Annotated in this window: 14 protein-coding genes and 3 pseudogenes; 9 read left to right on the plus strand and 8 right to left on the minus strand. The window is 64.9% G+C overall.

Annotation, left to right across the window (positions count from 1 at the left end; translation table 11 throughout):
- The gene (locus JQX13_RS54560; RefSeq protein WP_239015556.1) at nucleotides 1-204 is read left to right on the plus strand and encodes a hypothetical protein; all 204 of its coding nucleotides are present in this window, start codon (nucleotides 1-3) and stop codon (nucleotides 202-204) included.
- Between the two features lie 77 nt (nucleotides 205-281).
- On the opposite strand, the pseudogene JQX13_RS54565 reads toward JQX13_RS54560, so the two are convergent.
- Nucleotides 282-485: pseudogene (locus JQX13_RS54565) on the minus strand (helix-turn-helix domain-containing protein); the annotation flags it as partial.
- Between the two features lie 62 nt (nucleotides 486-547).
- Between JQX13_RS54565 and JQX13_RS31460 the strand changes: the two are divergent.
- The 4 genes and pseudogenes from JQX13_RS31460 to JQX13_RS31475 all read left to right on the plus strand — a co-directional run bounded on the left by JQX13_RS31460 (nucleotide 548) and on the right by JQX13_RS31475 (nucleotide 3732).
- Nucleotides 548-775 carry a hypothetical protein gene (locus JQX13_RS31460; RefSeq protein ID WP_203403158.1) on the plus strand — a complete coding sequence of 76 codons (228 nt, stop codon included), beginning with the start codon at nucleotides 548-550 and terminating at the stop codon, nucleotides 773-775.
- A gap of 200 nt (nucleotides 776-975) precedes the next feature.
- A pseudogene (locus JQX13_RS56520) lies at nucleotides 976-1158 on the plus strand (DDE-type integrase/transposase/recombinase); the annotation flags it as partial.
- A gap of 295 nt (nucleotides 1159-1453) precedes the next feature.
- A complete protein-coding gene (locus JQX13_RS31470; RefSeq protein WP_203403159.1) occupies nucleotides 1454-2470 on the plus strand; it encodes a peptidoglycan DD-metalloendopeptidase family protein in 1017 nt (338 codons plus the stop codon).
- A 44-nt stretch (nucleotides 2471-2514) separates the two neighbouring features.
- Nucleotides 2515-3732, plus strand: coding sequence for a carbohydrate-binding domain-containing protein (locus JQX13_RS31475; RefSeq protein ID WP_203403160.1), 1218 nt, complete (start codon nucleotides 2515-2517; stop codon nucleotides 3730-3732).
- A gap of 160 nt (nucleotides 3733-3892) precedes the next feature.
- On the opposite strand, the gene JQX13_RS31480 is transcribed toward JQX13_RS31475, so the two are convergent.
- Nucleotides 3893-4291: a hypothetical protein gene (locus JQX13_RS31480; RefSeq protein WP_203403161.1), complete on the minus strand. Its 399-nt coding sequence runs from the start codon at nucleotides 4289-4291 to the stop codon at nucleotides 3893-3895.
- A 144-nt stretch (nucleotides 4292-4435) separates the two neighbouring features.
- Here JQX13_RS31480 and JQX13_RS31485 point away from each other — a divergent pair, with 144 nt between their 5' ends.
- The gene (locus tag JQX13_RS31485) at nucleotides 4436-6289 is read left to right on the plus strand and encodes a DUF885 domain-containing protein (RefSeq protein ID WP_203403162.1); all 1854 of its coding nucleotides are present in this window, start codon (nucleotides 4436-4438) and stop codon (nucleotides 6287-6289) included.
- Between the two features lie 139 nt (nucleotides 6290-6428).
- Nucleotides 6429-8431 (plus strand): annotated as a pseudogene (locus tag JQX13_RS54570) (malectin domain-containing carbohydrate-binding protein).
- On the opposite strand, the gene leuD reads toward JQX13_RS54570, so the two are convergent.
- Both leuD and JQX13_RS31505 read right to left on the minus strand, forming a co-directional pair.
- A complete protein-coding gene (leuD, locus tag JQX13_RS31500) occupies nucleotides 8416-8913 on the minus strand; it encodes a 3-isopropylmalate dehydratase small subunit (RefSeq protein WP_203412295.1) in 498 nt (165 codons plus the stop codon). The pseudogene JQX13_RS54570 and the gene leuD sit on opposite strands and share 16 nt — an antisense overlap.
- Nucleotides 8874-9584 (minus strand): aconitase family protein, encoded by a 711-nt coding sequence (locus JQX13_RS31505; protein ID WP_203403164.1) that lies wholly within the window; start codon nucleotides 9582-9584, stop codon nucleotides 8874-8876. The genes leuD and JQX13_RS31505 overlap by 40 nt, the downstream gene beginning before the upstream one ends.
- A gap of 390 nt (nucleotides 9585-9974) precedes the next feature.
- Between JQX13_RS31505 and JQX13_RS31510 the strand changes: the two genes are divergently transcribed.
- Nucleotides 9975-10967, plus strand: coding sequence for a HEAT repeat domain-containing protein (locus JQX13_RS31510; protein WP_239013966.1), 993 nt, complete (start codon nucleotides 9975-9977; stop codon nucleotides 10965-10967).
- Between the two features lie 1530 nt (nucleotides 10968-12497).
- Here JQX13_RS31510 and JQX13_RS56525 read toward each other — a convergent pair.
- The gene (locus JQX13_RS56525) at nucleotides 12498-12971 is read right to left on the minus strand and encodes a ferritin-like domain-containing protein (protein WP_239013967.1); all 474 of its coding nucleotides are present in this window, start codon (nucleotides 12969-12971) and stop codon (nucleotides 12498-12500) included.
- A 253-nt stretch (nucleotides 12972-13224) separates the two neighbouring features.
- Here JQX13_RS56525 and JQX13_RS31520 point away from each other — a divergent pair, with 253 nt between their 5' ends.
- The gene (locus JQX13_RS31520; RefSeq protein WP_203403165.1) at nucleotides 13225-14130 is read left to right on the plus strand and encodes a hypothetical protein; all 906 of its coding nucleotides are present in this window, start codon (nucleotides 13225-13227) and stop codon (nucleotides 14128-14130) included.
- 833 nt (nucleotides 14131-14963) lie between these two features.
- Here the strand turns inward: JQX13_RS31520 and JQX13_RS31525 are convergent.
- The 3 genes from JQX13_RS31525 to JQX13_RS31535 form a co-directional block, all read right to left on the minus strand.
- The gene (locus JQX13_RS31525; RefSeq protein ID WP_239013968.1) at nucleotides 14964-15341 is read right to left on the minus strand and encodes an AraC family ligand binding domain-containing protein; all 378 of its coding nucleotides are present in this window, start codon (nucleotides 15339-15341) and stop codon (nucleotides 14964-14966) included.
- Nucleotides 15332-16999 (minus strand): aminoglycoside phosphotransferase family protein, encoded by a 1668-nt coding sequence (locus JQX13_RS31530; RefSeq protein ID WP_203403166.1) that lies wholly within the window; start codon nucleotides 16997-16999, stop codon nucleotides 15332-15334. The genes JQX13_RS31525 and JQX13_RS31530 overlap by 10 nt, the downstream gene beginning before the upstream one ends.
- Before the next feature lie 78 nt (nucleotides 17000-17077).
- A complete protein-coding gene (locus JQX13_RS31535; protein WP_203403167.1) occupies nucleotides 17078-17980 on the minus strand; it encodes an SDR family oxidoreductase in 903 nt (300 codons plus the stop codon).
- Nucleotides 17981-18219: the final 239 nt, after the last annotated feature.

Here is an 18219-nt window from a genome sequence, read left to right on the forward strand (position 1 = left end):
GTGCGTCTCTTCCTGCTCTCCGATGCCGGGAAGCCGGAGCGTGAAGGTGTTGCCCGCCTCCTTGTGCCGGAACTCGTCCGGCAGCAGCTCGTAGCCGTCGGCGTCTTCACGAACGCGGGCACGTGCAGGTTGTCGAGCACGCGCTGCAGCACCGGCGTGACCTCGGCGGGCGGCGTGTGGCGGCGCGGTGGTGGACGCTCGTGAGCGAGCAGGAACAGCATCTCGCGATTCGTGTCGTCGAGCTCGAGTGCGCGAGCGAGGCGTTCGAGCACGTCGTCGGACGGCACGCCGCCGCGACCTTGTTCGAGCCACGTGTACCAGGTGACGCTCACGCCGGCGCGCGCCGCGACTTCCTCGCGACGAAGTCCGGGAGTGCGACGCCGCTCGGTCGATTCGGGGTGAGGCCGCTCGCGGCGAGCGCGGAGAAATTCGGGGAGGGTGGTAGTCCTGGGCTTTCCTCGAAGAGGTTCGTTTGACCCGGACACCCACCCTCCATATTACTACTGGTAACCTACTTTTGGTAACCAGCGGGTGACAGGAGGTCGTCATGAAGTCACGCATTCTCATCGCAGGCGGTTACGGGCTCGTGGGCAGCACCATCGCGCGGCACGTCAGGAAGGTCAGCAAGGACGTCGAACTCATCCTCGCGGGGCGGAATCCCGAGAAGGGAGCGGCGCTCGCCCAGGAGTTGGGCGGTGCCACGACGGCCCATCTCGATGTGGCGGATTCCGCGCGGGGACTGCGTGAGGTGGGGCCCATCGACCTCTGTCGATGATCACCGAAAAGCGCGGGAATTTGGACGAGCCGGGCGTCGCGGCCTGAAACTGGCGAGCGGGGGTCGGTGGGGGGAGTGCGGAAGGCCGGGACAAGGGCGCCAAGAAGAAGAGGGCCCTACGCTTGGAAGGAGTGCCCGGAGTTCGAGCGGCAGAGGCGGACCGGGCCCTGGCCGAGGTGGTGACGGAGGTGCATGAGCGGACAACGGACTTGCGCCACGACCAGCCCGTGTCCCCCAACGTCCTCGAGCGCAACTTCTCCCCCGGCCAGCCCAATAGCACCTGGACTACGGACATCTCCTACGTGGCAACGAGGTAGGGCTGGCTCTATCTGGCCGTGGTGCTCGACTTCTTCTCGCGCAAGGTGGTGGGTTGGCCCGACGGACTGACGGGCCCGCGGGTCACCCCGGCACTTTTTTTCGGCTCCGCGTGGGACGCTCGCCGCGTTCTTCCGTCCTGACGGGGTGTTCCACTCCCGAGGAGAGCCGATGAGCAATCCGCACAGAATGGCCGTCTCGAACGCTGGTCTCGTTCTTTCCCTTTTGATGGGACTCAGCGCGTTGTCCAGTGTCGCCGCGCCGACCCTGTATCTCCCCTTCCCGGGTGGGAGGACCTATAAAGTCACCCAGTATCCTCATGACCGCAGCAACCCCTACCTGGGGTATGCGATGGACATTGGGATGAGCACCAATGACGCCATCTGGGCAGCGGCCGGTGGCGTGGTGCGGGTGGCCGGCTACGATGGCAACCCGTCTCCGTCCATCAACGGCAACCAGGTCATCATCGACCACGGTGGCGACTTCTGCACCCAGTACAATCACCTCAACACGGTCAATGTCAGGCGCGGTCAGACCGTGGAACGTGGGCACCTTCTGGGCGGCGCTGGCGCGACAGGCTCGGCCACCGGGGTCCACCTCCACTTCAACACCATCTACTGCTCCGATTTCACCACCCGAGGCGCGCTCACGACCGTCGAGTACCCCAACGGCTTCTACTACGGCCAGAGCATCACCAGTAAGAACTACCAGGGGCTGCCCTATGGGCTGAAGGGTGCCATTGGCGAGCGGTGGCAGGATGACGGGGGCGAGGCGTACTACGGGAAGCCGACCACCGCCGAGAGGTGCGGCCTGATCCAGAGCGGGTGCTATCAGGTCTTCGAGAAGGGCTTCATCCACTGGACTCCCAACACCGGAGCCTGGGGAACCCGAGGGGCCATCAGCAGGAAGTGGCGCGCGATCGGTTCCGAGAACGGAGTCCTCGGGTATCCGAGGGGACCCGAGCGGTGCGGCCTCGTGGGTGGAGGGTGCTATCAGGCGTTCCAGGACGGCTACATCCATTGGACGCCCGACTACGCGGATGCCTACTTCACGACCGGGGCGATCTCCGCGAAGTGGCGCGCGCTGGGGAGCGAGAACGGCTTCCTGAGGTATCCGAGGAGCGACGAGATGGGGGGGCTCAAGGATGGCGGCTCCTACCAGCTCTTCCAGGGCGGCTCCATCCACTGGACGTCCACCACGGGAGCGCACCCCACTCGCGGGGCGATCCGGACGACCTGGGCGAACATGGGTTCCGAGAACAGTTGGTTGGGCTACCCCACCAGCGATGAATACAAGGACTCCCTCGGGAACACCGTCCAGAACTTCCAGGGTGGGAAGATCTACTGGAACGCGACTTCTGGGACCTGGACTTCCCAGTAGAAGAAGGTGGCCCTCCTGACTAAAAGGAAGAAACGATGAACCTCATGCACCGTGTCTTGCCGAAGCTCCTCCTGGCGTTGGTGGTTGTGGTCGCGTCGCCTGCGTCGGCCGCGTCGACCGGCGGCAGCGGCGGTCCGCTGACCGATCGCACCTTCCTCAGCTTCTACGACTCCGCTTCCGGCTACACCTCTGACTACCACCTGTATGCGGCCGGGCTGGACTGGTCCAAGCCGGTCGGCCTCCTGGTCTATGCGGACGGGTCCGGCGAGTACGGGCTGAAGAACCCCGGGAGCACCTATCTGCTGGCCGGGACCAACGGCCTCATCAACGTGGCCAAGCGGAACAACATGGTGCTGCTGACGCCGTTCTCCCCGAACAAGGCCTGCGCGGACGGCGACGGCTCCTGCTGGTACCAGGGCGACCCGCCCGGCTACACCAGGTGGGCCGAGGCGCTGGTCAAGCGCGTGCAGAGCCAGTACCCCATCGAGACGGACAGGGTGGCCTTCGGCGGCTACTCCTCGGGCGCGCAGCTCGCGACCGAGTATTGGGTGCCGTCCGGGGCAGCGCAGCGCACCATGACCGACGGCGTGGTCGTGGCGATCTCCTACGGAGGCAGCCCCAAGGTGACGGCGTCCATCTCGGAGGCATTCCGCACCCGCGTCCACATGAACTGGAACACCGGGGACAAGGACACCGCCTACACCACCACGAGCTCCTACGGGGTGAAGGCCGGTTACGCGTGGTACACCGACCGCGCCTTCCAGACGTCCCTGGATGTCATCGCGGGCCTGGGCCACTCCCGCAGCGACTTCGGACTGGTCATGGAGAGGCAGATCAAGGAGCACGTCCCGGCCGGCAGCACCACCACCCCGCCCCCCACCCTGGCAGGGCTGCTCGAGGGTGAGGACATGGCCTGGCAGTACGGCACCTACGACGTCTACTCCGACAGCACCGCGTCGGGCGGTTACAAGTACGTCTTCTGGACCAACGGTGGTTCGGCGGGCACGCTCAACGCGTCCACTTCCTTCAACACCCTCGAGCTGCGTGGCAAGGCCGATTTCTACGGCAGTGCCTACCCGCAGGGGCGGGTCACGGTCGATGGTGTGGTGGTGGGCACCGTCTCCTTCGACTCCGAGAGCTGGCAGACCAAGACGCTCACGGGGAATTGGGCGGCCGGCTCGCACACGGTGCGGGTCGAGTACACCAACGATTCGTCCTACCGTGGGCTGATTCTCGACGTCATCCGTGCGATGGCGAAGTAGCGCTCGGTCCGAGGGGAACCCCCGGGCGCCATGAGGCGAGCCGGGGGTTTCTTTCGCGTCGGCGCCGGCAGCGCCTCCGGCGGTGTCGCTGAACATGAAGAAGCGCGGGAAAATGAACCAGCCGGTTTGGGCGCGAGAAGCGGCGGGACTCGCGGCTCCTCTAACGTGGCTCCACGGGGATGGTGCACATCCACGTCCCCTGAGCGCAGTAGCAGCCGCCATCATTCACGCCATTGAGGCAGCAGGCCCGCTGGGCGGCATTCGGAGCGCAGGACTGCCCATTCAGGTTCACGCACATGTCGCCGCGGGAGCAGGTCGTGGGCGGGGGATTCGTCGGGCAGTACTGGTACACGCCATCACACTGGACATACGCACCATCGGAGGCGGAGCACGCCGTACCCTGACAGGAGAGGGTCACGGTCGAGCACGTCACCGAGCAGCTGACGAGGGCATCCGAGCGCTCTGCGAGCGCATCCTGCCCGGAGGTGACATCCGTTCCACCGCACCCCGCGAGAGCAGGGACAACGAGAGTGAAGAGCGCCAGCAGGTACCGTTTCATGACACGTACTTTCGGTGAGGGGGGCCGTCGGCGACGATACACGCGTCCAGCTGCCCGGTCGTGCGGGCCGCAACCGTTGCGCGGTTTTCGCACCGCGCGCCGCGCGCTATAGACGGGCCCTTCCCTCCGCTCAAAGGAATGCCCGTGCCGTCTTCCCGATTCCTCGCGCCGCTGCTGCTCGTGCTGTCACTCGGTGCGTGCGCGACCCCTTCCTCCGCTACGATCTCGTCCCCGCCCCCCGCGGCGGACGCGAAGACCGGCGGCGAGATCGATCAACGCCTGCTGGCCTTCCTGGACGCGGCCTACGAGGAGCGCCTCGCGCTCAGCCCCGAGAGCCTCACCTACCAGGGTTCGAAGCAGTCCTATGATCGGCTCGACGACTACACCGAGGCGGGGGCACGCAAGCAGCAGGAGCTCGCCGAGCAGCAGCTCGCCCGGATGAAGCGCGAGTTCGATGAGCGCGCCTTGAGCCCCGCCTCGCGCCTGTCCTACCGGCTCTTCGAGGACCTGGTCGTCCGGGGCAGGGGGCGGCTGCGGTGGTACTCACACGCCTTTCCCGTCACCAACAGCTCGAGCCCGACCGGGAACATCCCGGTGTTCCTCATCAACGCGCACCGGGTGGGCTCGGTGAGTGACGCCCAGGCGTACGTGTCGCGCCTGCGCGAGGTACCGCGGGTCATGAAGGAGATCTCCGAGTGGATGCGGGCGCAGGCGGCCCGGGGAATCGTCCCGCCGAAGTTCGTCTTCGCTCCGGTCGAGGCCGATGCCCGCCGGGTGATCTCCGGCGCGCCGTTCGACACGGGCGCGGACAGCGCAGTGTGGGCGGACTTCCAGAAGAAGGTGGGCGCGCTCGAGGCACCCGCGGAGGTGAAGGCCCGGCTGCTCGACGAGGCGCGCGTGGCCCTGAAGGGTCCGTTCAAGAGCGGCTACGAGACGATCCTCGCGACGATCGCCGAGGTGGGCCGGCAGGCGAAGGGCAATGACGGAGCGTGGAGCCTGCCCGACGGCGCGGCCTACTACGCCGACCAGCTGCGCTTCTACACGACCACGGAGATGACGCCGGAGGAGATTCACGCGGCGGGTCTGGCGGAGGTGGAGCGCATCCACCGCGAGATGGAGGCCGTCCAGAAGCAGGTGGGCTTCCAGGGCTCGCTCCAGGACTTCTTCGCCCACGTGAAGGCGGATGCGCGCTCGCACTACCCGGACACCGAGGAGGGCAAGCAGGCCTACCTGGAGGACGCGCGGCGGTTCATTGCCCAGGCCATGAGGGAGGCACCCCGCCTGTTCCACCGTCTGCCCCGGGCGGCGCTCGAGGTGCGCGCGGTCGAGCCCTGGCGGCAGGAGACGGCGCCGGTGGCCTTCTACAACTCGCCGGCTCCGGATGGCTCCCGGCCCGGCATCTACTACGTCAACCTCGCGGACATGAATCAGGTGCTCAAGCCGCAGATCGAGGGCATCACCTACCATGAGGCGGCACCCGGCCATCACTTCCAGGTCGCCTTCGCGCAGGAGCTCGAGGGCCTGCCGAAGTTCCGTCGCTTCGGCTTCCACGGCGCCTATATCGAGGGATGGGGCCTGTACGCCGAGAAGCTCGGGCGGGAGCTGGGCTTCTACGCGGATCCCTATTCCCGCTTCGGCCAGTTGTCGCTGGAGCTGTGGCGGGCGACCCGGCTCGTCACGGACTCTGGCATGCACGCCAGGCGCTGGTCGCGCGAGCAGGCCATCGAGTACTTCAAGAAGAACACGCTGCTGAGCGACCGGGACATCGTCAAGGAAGTGGAGCGCTACCTCGTGTGGCCCGGGCAGGCGACGAGCTACAAGGTGGGCGAGCTGCGCATCCTGGCGTTGCGCGCCCGGGCCCAGGATGCGCTCGGGCCGAGCTTCGACGTGCGGGACTTCCACCAGGTCGTCCTCGGCAACGGCTCGCTGCCGCTCGACGTCCTGGGCGAGCAGGTGGAGGCGTACATCGCGGCGAAGCGCGCCCCCCCGGCCCACTGAGGCAGGGGCGGGAGGCTTCAGGGAAGCAGCTCCTCCTCCCGTCCCTCCCAGCACGGGGGTTGGTTGGTTATGGAGATTCCAACGTTCGGCGAGTCCAATGACCGACACCGCGTGAATCAGACAAGCCATGCATGGCCGCATGAGCCAGAGTAGGCCTGCCGCGGTCGCCGCATCCAGGGCCGGCCGTCTGGCGTCACACCGTGGACCAACGACTCCAAGAGAGGCTCATGCGATCGTTACCATCGTTTGCTCAGTCATTGTTCGTGGGCGTGCTTTCACTCCTGGCCGGAAGCGCGTCCGCCGAGGCGCCTCCGTCCCGATTCGCGTGAATTGCGCCGGGCCGGACTACTACACACCTGGCGCAATCCATTACTCGGCTGATCACTCTTGTATCGGCGGAATCACCGGGCAAAACGAGTCCATTCCCGACATCCTGTATACCGAGTATGACACGCTCTACAAGACGGAGCGGATCCCCCAGGAGGAACTCGGGAGCTTCCAGTATGAGAGCCCGGTTCCCAATGGCAATTATGTGGTCCTGTTGCACTTCGCCGAGATCTGGTTCGGGGCGCCCGGTGGACCTTCCAACTCCAATGTCCCGGGCAAGCGGGTGTTCAGCGTCGATATCGAGAACCAGCGCCGCCTGTCCGACTACGACATCATCGCGGATGTCGGCACGATGGCCGCGGCGGTCAAGCGCTACGATGTCGCCGTCTGCGATGGCAGTCTCTCGCTATCCTTCACGGCCAGCGTCAACAAGCCCAAGTGCTCCGCCATCGAAATCCTGCCGGCACCGACCCCCTACTCGGGAGTGGCTCAACTCCCGGGCCGGGTCGAGGCCGAGCACTTCGACAAGGGTGGAGAGGGTTCGGCCTTCCACGACGGCTGGTCATACAACCAAGGTGACGTTTATCGGACTTCCGAGGGAGTCGACATCCGGACGGTGGCCGATACAGGCGGAGGGTACGGCGTCGGGTGGACGGACGCAGGGGAGTGGCTCGGCTATACCGTGAACGTCACCCGGACCGGGACCTATACCGTGCAGGCACGGGTCGCGTCAGGGGTACCGGTGGGACCTTCCATCTCGAGTTCAACGGGGTCGACAAGACCGGGCCGATCTCCATCCCGAACACAGGTGGGTGGGACACGTGGCGGACGGTGACGATCCAAAACGTGCAGTTGAGCGCGGGTCAGCAGTGGATGCGCGTCGTCATGGATGCCAATGGAGAGAACGGCCACGTCGGTGACATCAACTACATCGACTTCTCGTCAAGCGCTCCCGCTCCCGCTCCCGCCTCCCGGCTTCTCTGGGCTCCGCCGTCATTGACCAATCCGGAGACCATCCAGCTCGATATCTGTACCGATTATCGCAAGCTCGATGAAAACAAGGATTACATCATCAAGTTCCCGAACCAGAAGAAACTGGTCAAGACGCACCTGGATGGCGGGCGCAACATCGTCATCATCGGTGGTCACCAGTCGGTACCAGCGGGCGACGCCTCTGGGGCCCTCTTCCTTCAGAGGCAGAAAGGCACCGTGCATGTCGAGGGCCTGTTGATCGACAACAGCGGACGTATCGAGAAGGACGCCATCGCGATCGATGCGCGGGATGCCATCGTCCAGATCCAGAATGTGCGGGTCGACGGGCTGGTGGGGCGCTTCGAGCCCCAATCCTCACACGCCGATGTGATCCAACCGTGGGGAGGGGTCAAGGAGCTGCGCATCCATCGCCTGACCGGCTCCAGCAACTACCAGGGAATGTTCTTCACAAAAGAGGACCCCGAGGAGATCGGCTCCATCTTCATCCAGGACACCAACCTCGTCTATCCGCCGGTCCCCTCACCGCCGGACAAGGGGGGATACATGTTGTGGTTCAGCGGGGTGTCCGGCGGATGCTGGGATGAGCAGGTCTCTCTCTCCGAAGTCTACGTCACGCCAAAACCAGGCGCGTCACTCGGCAAGTCGGTCTGGCCGGACGTGGATCATTCGGACTGCGCGGTGCAGGTCACCAACAACGAGGCGCGCTGGCCTGATTTGCCGATTGGTGGCACCGTCAAGCTCGGTCCTCCGCCGGGTGGCGACTTCGTGCCGTCCGGCGTCGCTGGACTGAATTACGTCCCGCCTGGCTACGGACAACCGTAATCCTCAATCCTCCCAGTACCGGGCTCGGTTGGGCAGGCGCTCATCCGGGCCTTTCGTGAGGAGGGCTCGAGCTCCGCTTCCCGGCGCTCCCAAGCCTCGATGTCCGCCAGCCACGAGAGGGTTTGGGCGATCTCGTCGAGACCTTCGAGGAGCGCTTGCTTGTGCGTGCTGCCAATCCTGAAGCTCATGACGGTGCCAGCCGGACTCCTTATCGTCTGTTCGGGCAGATCGATGGCGACCTCCGGCTGCCTGGAGGCGGAGATTTCCGCCATCAATCTCCTGCAATCCTCCTCTTCGAGGACTGCGGGCAGGAGCCCGTTCTTGACAGCGTTGGCGTAGAAGATGTCGGAAAAGCCTGGCGCGATGATGCTCCGGATACCGAAGTCATCCAGTGCCCAGACCGCATGCTCTCGAGACGATCCGCATCCAAGGTTGGCGCCGGTTACCAGGATGGAGGCACGATCGAACGTCCGTGTCGATATCCGGCAAGGGCAGGACGGCCGCGATGCCCGTCAGGGTCGTGAAAGGGCGCATTCATGCCCAGACACAGCGAGCAGCCGGATTCACGCCACTCCCATCCGGCCGCGGTGAACAGCTCGGCCAGGCCTTCGGCTTCCGCCATGGCCTTGGTCTGGCCTGAACCGGGCACCACCAGGGCGCGAACGCCCGCGGCCACATGCCGCCCCTTCACGATCTCGGCTGCCGCGCGCAGATTCTCGATCCGAGCATTGGTGCAACTGCCGATGAAGACGACATCAACCGGCACCCCGCGAAGCTTCTGGCCAGGCGACAGGCCCATATAGCGCAACATCTGCTCGGTCTGCTTTCGGCGTGTCGGGTCCTCGATGGCCGCGGGATCGGGCAGTGCGTCATCGAGGCGTATGGCGGTGGCCGGAGTCGTGCCCCAGGTGACGAGCTGCCCGGCCTCGGAGGCCTTGAGCTGGACCACATTGTCCATGCGGCCCGCCATGTCGAGAGCCTCGATGGCGGGGCCCGTATACTCGATGACGTGGCCGGTTCCGCCAGCCGTGCCCAGACAGCGCATGACGTGCAGGGCCAGGTCCTTGGCCGTGGCCCCGGGTGGCAGCCTCCCACGTACGTCCACCTTCATGTTCTTCGGATGCTTCTGGACGAGTGTCTGCGTGGCCAGCACGTGCTCGACTTCCGAGCCTGCGCGCGTTCCGCGGCCGGGTAACATGCGGCAAGCAGATCGACGCCCGCTACCGTGAGGTAGAGAAGGCGGATGCGCCTGTCGGCCTTCGAAAGCCGGCCCGTGCTGGAAGGCGATGTATGATTTTTTTAGATGATGAGAAAAAGCGATAGCCCGGGTGGAATGGGCGCGCGCGAAGAGGGTGGTTCGGATGGCAGGGCGTCTTGCTCCTCTGGGCGGATGGTACAATCGGAATCGTCGAAGTGCCTCGCTGATGACCAGGGCACGGCCATAAGGAGCATCCCCATTTGAGGCCGCCCGAACTTCATTGAATGTCAAGCCCACTCCCATGGAGTGGCGAAGATTGGAACATGCGTATGGGTGAGAGAGCCCTTGACCGAAGAGCAGAGGGACGCTGCACTGAGGAACATCCGAGGACCGGAGCTCGAAGCCATCGTTCTGGCGGCGAAGCTGCTTTCGGCTGACAGCTCGACGACGGCGAGGCTGCTCGAACTGCTCACAAGCGAGGAGCGTGTCGAGGTGCGACACGGTATTCTCTATGCGCTGAGCTGGCATGAAGACGTCTGCTTGTGGGATCTCGTGATCCAGATTCTCTCGGACCAGAAGGAGCACCCCAAGGTTCGGGGTCAGGCCGCGGAGTGCCTCTCCTGCTTGTTCGACAAGGTCGAGACCGATTCCAAGGAGTTCAAAGCCGCCGTCGATGCTCTTCAGCAGGCATTGAGAGACGATTCGCCCGAGGTCCGGTACTGTGCTGCCCATGCACTCGGGGCGACCAATTACCTGCCGCTCATCCCAGTGCTTCAAGGAATGCTCATGGACCGGACGCCGGTTGAGGGATGGATGGGCTCTGTGGGCGATGAGGCGTCCAGGGCAATCGAATGGAGCATGCAGGGGAACTCACAGCACCTTGGCAACATACCGATGGACCGTGAACCGGCGGATGTGCTCGATGCTGTTCGGGCAGAAATTCATGCTCGGTCCGAAAGCAAGTTATTCAGCCTCCTGATGGAGCTTGAGTCCGGGCTGCGTAGGTACGACAAATTCCCTGAAGGAGCGTTCGATCGATACACGTCACTGCTTGCTGATCCGGCATTTTGGAAGCACGATGACACCTGGCAGTTCGTGAAAGAGATTGGGGATTTCTGGAAGCTCCTTTCGTCGAGTCAGCGAGAGCAGATCCGGCCGTTGCTGATTGCCAACCTCGACAAAGGCTCCAATCCGATGGGGGGCATTCGTCATCGGAGAGCTGCTTGGTGGCCGCCATGGCGACCAGGCTGCGCTGGAGGCACTCCAGAAGGACGACGAACGGCAAATTGCGGCGGCGTGCTGTCCTCGTGCTTCGCCACTTGGAGAAAGCGATATTGAAGAGGTTCGCTCGCAGGCGAGTCTGGCCCTCGAGAAAATCGGTGACGGATGAGCAGGCCGTGGCAGGAGTAAGTAGAGCGTTCGGCTCGGCGGAATGCTCCGGGTTGGTGTGCGACTTATATTACCCGGTCAGATGCGGCTGCCGCCATCTCCACCTCCTTGAAGGGATGCCGGAAAGGCCCGTTGCTGCCCAGCACCGTTGACGCTTCGCGCTGCTCCTCAGCAGGCCCTCACACCCCGTCAAGGAGGTGTTCGGTAGGCCCGGAATGGGTGCTCACCTTGCTCCGGAATCGGTGCTAGACTTGGCCCGGTGCACGCAGTATGGTGTGGCCCGCGCCTGCGGTTGCTGTGACATCGTGAGAGGCCTTCCTCATGATGAGGATGTCTTGTTCCGGCGTTCCATGAGGGCATTCACTCAAGGTGAAAAGTAGGTATGAAAAATACTTTGATGTTGGCTGGTCTGGTGATTCTGTCTGTCTCTTGTGGAGGGGTTCAGGAGCAGGATGCGCAGATCGATGATGCTCCTCTCCTGGAGACCATGGAGTCCGCGGTCACCGAGGCCGTGTGCATGACCGGACCCAATGCGTGCCCTGCTGGTTATTACGTAAGCCGGTACGACTACTCTTCTTCCTGCCCCGAGGGTTCCAATAAAAGAAACGTGATTATCTGCTCTCCCATCCCAGAGAGCTCCGGCTTTTCTGCCTGTGGTATCGACGGCTATGCGAGCGGAAAGCACTATGTCGGCTCATATGACCTCTCCGCCAATTGCAACCCTATGGATGGCGGCTCTGGGGCCACCTTCACCCGTTATGGCCTGAGACCAGGTGCCGGTGGGTCTTACTCTTCGTGCGGCGGCTGTGCTGATGGCGAATACATCAAGGGTTATGGTTCTGGCTATTGCGACCCGAGGGATCCAACCCTCCTCATGCCCAAAGGCATGAGCAATTGTATAAGGCTTGCCAGCGAGCCCGCTCGGCTTTGCGGTCTCTCATGCCCGTCTGGGTGGTCCGCGAGCCAGCCCAAGTACATCAGTACTTGTGACCTGTCGCCTGATGATACTGATGTCTTGGATAACAGCATCTTGTGCTCTCCCGGCGCATGAGCTGGTTGTTGTCGCCAGGTAGGGACTGGCCCTGAGATGGGATGGATGCGCACCAGGACACCTGGCGCGCGTCCAGTTGTTGCCGCGATGTTGGTGGGTGAAGGCCGGAAGGTCGTGCGAGGACTTCCGGTCTTCCTGGACGTGATTGCGCACCAGCCCACAGGCACTGGTCATACGAATATTGAGCGAGTTGGCCGGCCTTTTCATCGAGCGTCATCTGTCGCAGCAGCTTCTCGACCCGGCGATTCAGCTCGGCTCCAGCCAGTTGCGTGTTGGACGGCGGTGGGCCGCTCCCGCTCCGAAGGAGAAGAGGAGCGCAACGATTCCGTTGGCTCTCGCGCTTCGCCTCAGCGCCTGCCGGGATGGAACCCCGGCCTGTCGTCACGCGGGCGGACTGGTCGGTCGCCTCGATCTCCGGGGCGCGTGCTTCACCGGCATCCGGCGTGCCAGCGTCGGGCAGGGGAGCCGCACGTCAGGCAGGGCGCCGCCGGAGTCAGCCAGAGTACCTCCGTCGCCTGGCGCCGGAGTGCAGCGCTCCGGCTCCCCCTGACAGGAACTCCAGCTTCCGAGGGGCTCCGAGACAAGGCTGTCCTCGCCGACGCCCCGAACCGGCCTGAGCAGCTTTCCTTCTTGAGCTGCTGGGCGAGGGAGTTCGTCTCGCCTACCTGCTTCATCAGCTCGAGCTGGGCTTCGCGCCAGTCGATGTGCTCCTCGGTGTCCTCGAGGATCGTCTCCAGCATCTCGCGGCTGCCGTTGTCCGCCAGCGAGCGGCACCTCTCGATGCCCTCGTTGAGGCGCTTCTGCGAGCCGAACTCCAGGTCCAGCTCCAGGCGGATCCCCCTCCCGCGCTGCTGTTGGCGAACGTGAAGGGAGCAGGAGGGGTGAGAGCGATAGTGGAGCACCTGGGGCCCCCGACAGGAGCGAGCCTGGCCCCGGCGCGACAGCCCCCTCAGGCCGCGTGGTGTTGAGGTTCGAGCCGCCACAGCCAACAGGCCCACGCCCCCTGTCGCCCCTTTCTGGGAGGGCGGCCTGAACAAGCGTGCGGCGCAAGGTCTTTCCCTGTGCCGGCCGGGTCGGTCCATGCGCGGGCTTGTCAGGAACACCGGCCGGCCAGCGTCCTGTCGCGCGCCAACCCCTTCCGGAAAGCAGGTTCCGTTGAATCTCGCCTCTTCGCTTCGTCTCCAGCTTGGACTGTCCCTTCTTCTGTGCACGGCGGGGCCTTCCCTGTCCGCTCATGCCGGTCCCAGTACTCCTTCCGAGTCCCTTTTCACCGGATGTACGGCGGAGCCGCTCGGGAACGAGGGGTGGAGCTACGAGTGCAGCAGCTTCAACGCCATCATCTCCGACCACCCGGGAGTCTCCGCCGAGAGCCTGTGGGAGAACAGTCGCCGTATCTTCGAGGGGCAGGCCGCGGGCCGGATGAAATTCGAGGAAGAGTCAGCGACGCTGGCGGGCCGGAAGGCTCGCATCCTGCGCATGAGTGCGAAGGCGCCGGAGGACCAGGAGAAGTCGGCGTTCGCTGTCCTGTCGGTGGAGGGAAGGGGAGGGCGGCGTGTCCTCTGCAAGACGACCTTGGAACAGCAGGCGCTCTGTGGGCGTGTGCTGGAGAAGCTCGCGGGCAACGGCTGGAGGGCCGCACCCGAGGCAGGGGCCACCGTGAAGCAACCGGAGTCGGCGCTCGCGGGCCGGGAGCTCTCCGCTCCTGCTGGATGCAAGCTCCTGGCGGGTGACGGCGACGGACGGATCGAATGCGGTGACGGCTCACGTCTCGATTGGACTCATCTCCCCGAGGCTTCCCGCCTGAAGCGGTTCGTGCGGGATGGCGTGGAGACGTTCAAGGACATCGGCCGGGTTCCGTATGTGGAATCAATCATCCCTTGTGCCATCGAAGGCGTCAGGACGGAGTGCACGCACCTGCGCCTGCTCGACCCCGCCGGACGGCGTGATGTGTATTTCGCGGGCACCGAGGTGCGCGGCCTGGCGATCTTCATCTCGTGCATCTCCGGCGGCTCCTCACGGGAGTTGCCCCAGGCCTGCCAGCAGGTGCTGAGCTTCCGCTGAGCCCCCCGAGGGTCCCTGGTCCCCAGGGTGAGGAGCCCCGCCTGCTCCAACTGTCGCAGTTCCGCTGCCGGCTCCAGACCGGTGGGATCACGAGGTGCACGGCGGCAACCTCAGACAATCCGGCACCGCGCTGCCGCTCGCCAGCCCGGCCATCCGTCCACTGAGCGGGCCGGGCACTGCCGGGGGAGCGGAACAGGAAGGGCTGGCGCGGCTCCATGCTGGAATGAGCGACGGAGATCGCCCGTCCTGAAGGGAGAAAGGGGGCCCGGTAGTCCCAGGTGGCGAAGGGCAATGGGGCTTCGGACGGCTCGGTGCGCAAGGCGATGCCGAAGGGACTGGCGCCGGTACTTCGCCGAGCAGCACGCTCGGCCAGCCGGGTCGGAGCGACGGCGGGACTCGCCAGCTCCGTCCCGTCCACAGCCCACGGCAACTCCAGGTACGCGTTGTCGAAGCAATAGCAGACGTTGGTGGTTCCCTGACGTGGCAGAGGCTGACGCGCGCGTGGCTCCTGGCCGCCAGTCTAGCGCAGAACCCACTCGTCAATCCGCGGTCTACGAGATCCCGCGCTCGGGCAAGACAGAGGGCTTGCCGGCGCGGCGCGAGCTGCCGCCGGTCGCCTTCCTCTCCCATCCAGACGGATGGATCCGGCTGCATCCGCTCGTCATCGCTGTCGAAGAGGGGCCGCGCGCTCCGGGGCGCCTTCACGTCACCGCTCGACTCGAGTGTTCCAGGGTCACCATCAGAAAGGCTCCGCGTCGTCGACCGGTGAGCATCGCGAAGGTTCGTCACGGCCACTACGCCAGCGCCCCGGTCGGGCCCAGGGCGCTGGCCGGTCAGCTGGCCGCACGTGCGTCGGCGGGCGCATCGACCTTGTCGCCGGGCACCTTCGGTACGTGAAAGACAATCAGCCGCACCTTGTGTGGCACCGGCATCGCGCCGTGCACGTCATTGGGTTCCAGCACGAGCAGGTCTCCGGGCTGAAGGTGGAGCAGCTTGCCATTGACCCAGTAGTCGGCCGCATCGAGGAAGTAGAAGATCTCGTGGAGCGACTGGTGGTGATGTCTTCCCTCGGTGAAGTGCGCGGGGTGCTCGACGAACAGAATGGCCGTCTGGTTCACCGGAACGTTCACCGGTAGGTCGAGCAGGGGCAGAACGACCCGCCCATCCGGGCGATGACCGGGCACCACGTCCGCACAATGCACTACACGCATTCGGCTGCATCCTTTCTTTCGGTCCACGGGTCCACCGGGTCGGGGGCTGACGTCAGATCCGCGTAGAGGCTGTTGATCAGTTCCAGTCCGCGTGCGTAGCAGGCGATCGCGACCGTGTCTTGGCGATCCCGGGTGATGTGAAAGGGCATGACGCTGCACATGTGGGCGGCCTCGGCCAATCGCACCTTGAGCATCCAGTAGGGATCGCCCTGGCTCCACCCGGTGGCGGTGAGCCAGGTGCGAACGCGCTCCCGTACCCTGCGATAGAACGCCACCATCCGCGGTGAGGTGAAGGTGTAGTTGATCTCTTCACCCTGCGCCTCGACCCGCACGTGGCCATCGTGAATCAGGTCGTACATGGAGTTGACGGAGTGCCAGATCTTTCCCAGATCATACGCCACGTCGTAGCCGTCGTTTCCTCGGGGGTCGATCAGGAAGAAGCGGTAGTTGTTCCTGTCGATCAGGATGTTGTCGAAGTGCGGGTCTCCATGGGTACGCACCAGCCGGTCGGGCGTCAGGATGCGCAGCGCCCTCTGGTCGCGCGCCAGGGTGGAGACGAGGTCGTGGACGTTTTTCAGCCACACCCCGTTCACTCGCACCTTGTCGGCGGTCCACAGCGCCTGCCGCTCCGGAAGCGCGCTCGCGGTCTCCGCGAGTCTCTCCTCGATGCGGCGCAGATGGGTTCTCCACACGTAATCTACGGGCGCGGGTCTCTGGCCGCTGGGGTGGATGTCTCGCTTGAGCACGGCGAGTACCCGGCACGCCCACCTCGCCGCTTCCGCTTCGTCGAGCTCTCCAGAGAGGATGAGCCGGCGCAGCGTGGGGAGGTGGTGGTACGCGAGGTCCATCGAGACGCCGTACGGTTCGATGCGGTAGTCGACCACCTCCGGAAAGTGCCGGCTCGCCGGGTCTTCCAGGCCGCGCAGCCATCGGATTTCCTCGGTCAGCTTGCCGAGGCCGGCGCCCATCGCCTCCTTGCGGACGGTACGGCGCCCGGACGCGGCGTGCAGCCTCAGGTACGTGCGGGCGTAGGAGCCGCCGGCCAGCCTGCTCTCGACGACGGTTTCGTTCCCGTGGATGTCCCGGGAGAACACGGCGCTTCGGAGTCGGATGCGGCGTGACAGGCGGGCGAGCGCTCCATGCCAGGAGATCAGGAAGTCGCTCTCCTCGAGGGCGGCGCACAGATCCGGCCGCTCCTCTCCCGTCAGGAGGAGCGCCCCGAGGTAGCCACCGGCGTCGTTGGTTCCGAGGCCGTCCAACAGCAAGGAGGGGCGGCCTTCCTGGCCGGCCGCGGTCTTCGCCGACCTGCCGCCATCCACCGGGTCGGTCACCAGTACGGTGGCGGTGGTGAGGTTGGCGAAGGTCTGCAGGACCTCCGGCCGTATGTTGCAGGCGCAGTCGAAGATCAGGACGTTGCCGACGCCACACCGCAGCGCCTCGGCCAGTGTTCGGGAGCGCTCCTCTTCGTCCACGGGTACTGTTTGCTTCACCATCCCCGGCCACGAAGCGCATTCGCAGGCGCCTGTTTCCTTTCCTTCGGAAAGGATCGTGATTCGGCTGATGGCTCCATTCAGGACTGCCTCGCGCATGCGATCCACCACGCAGATGTGGGTGTCCGGGTGTCGCGGGCACATGGTGTTGCGCACGATGACTTCCAAGCAAGTCTCCCTTCGCCAGAACAACAGATGTGTCACGGGTGGCCCCAGCGGGCCGGGGTCATGTCGCGTACGAAATGTTCAGGAGGTCCTCACCTTCCTTTCTCCGCCGAGCGATCGAAGATAGGCGGCGACACGTTCCGAGACGCCGGGGGGTGGGGGGATTCCCAGCCGCTGCAGTCGGTGTGTATGCAGCCAGGGGCGAGCGGGCTTCAGCGGTCCCGAGGCCTCGGGCGGCGCGTTGGCGGGACGCAGCAGCGAGGACTGCAAGCCCGCCGCCTCCGCCAGCTTCACCCCCCAGGCGAATTTCGTGAGGCCTTCCTGGGTGGCCACGTGGAGGATGCCTTCGAGCTCCTCGTCGATGGCGCGGGCCAGCACCATGGCCACGTCGTATGACCATGTCGGCTGTCGCTCGAAGTGGTCGTCGAGCTCCACGGGCAAGCCTTGCTCCAGGGACCGGAGCATGGCCTCGATCCATGTTGGCTTGCGGCCCTGGACCGGTCCTCCATAGAGGACGGGAAGGCGGACCGTCAGGTGGTGGGGAACCTGGGCGGCGTGCTCCTCCCCACGCAGTTTGGTTCTTCCGTAGGTTTGCAGCGGCCGGGGCTGGCTGTCTTCGGTGTACCCATCCACCGCGGTGCCGTCGAACACGTACTCCGTGGAGATGTAGACGAGCTTCGCCCCATGCTCCGTGCAGGCCCTCGCGACATGTTCCGTGCTCTGCGCATTCAGCCGGTCCGCCATGTCGGGATCACGTTCGCACGCCAGCACGTCGGGACTCGCGATGCAGTGCACGCAGATCTCTGGCTTGTGGGTACGGAAGAACTGGTCGACCTGCCGGGTATTGGTCGCGTCGAGCCGGTGAAGAGGGGCACGGTCCGAGCTGTGAGACCAGCCAACCACGTCATTCTTCGCGCTGAGCACCGCCAACACGTGGCTCCCGAGCATGCCGCTCGCACCCGTGACAAGGATTTTTCGAGACATTTGCGTTCCAGACATCGGTGTTTGTTTCTCCTGGAGCAGGCGGGGCCGTGGATGACGCGCTCGTGCTCCACTCCGCTTGTTTTGCTGGGATGCGAGAAAGAGAAATATGAATGGGAGCTGTTGGGTCAAGCCTGACAACAGCCCGAAAAATCAAAAAGGCCGGTCCCCGTCCTGGGGAATCAGCCTCTGTCCATGCCGGCGGCCTGGCGCACTCCGAGGGAAGCTCGCAGTTGGCGGTT

The sequence above is a fragment of the Archangium violaceum genome (assembly GCF_016859125.1).
GTDB lineage: Bacteria > Myxococcota > Myxococcia > Myxococcales > Myxococcaceae > Archangium > Archangium violaceum_A.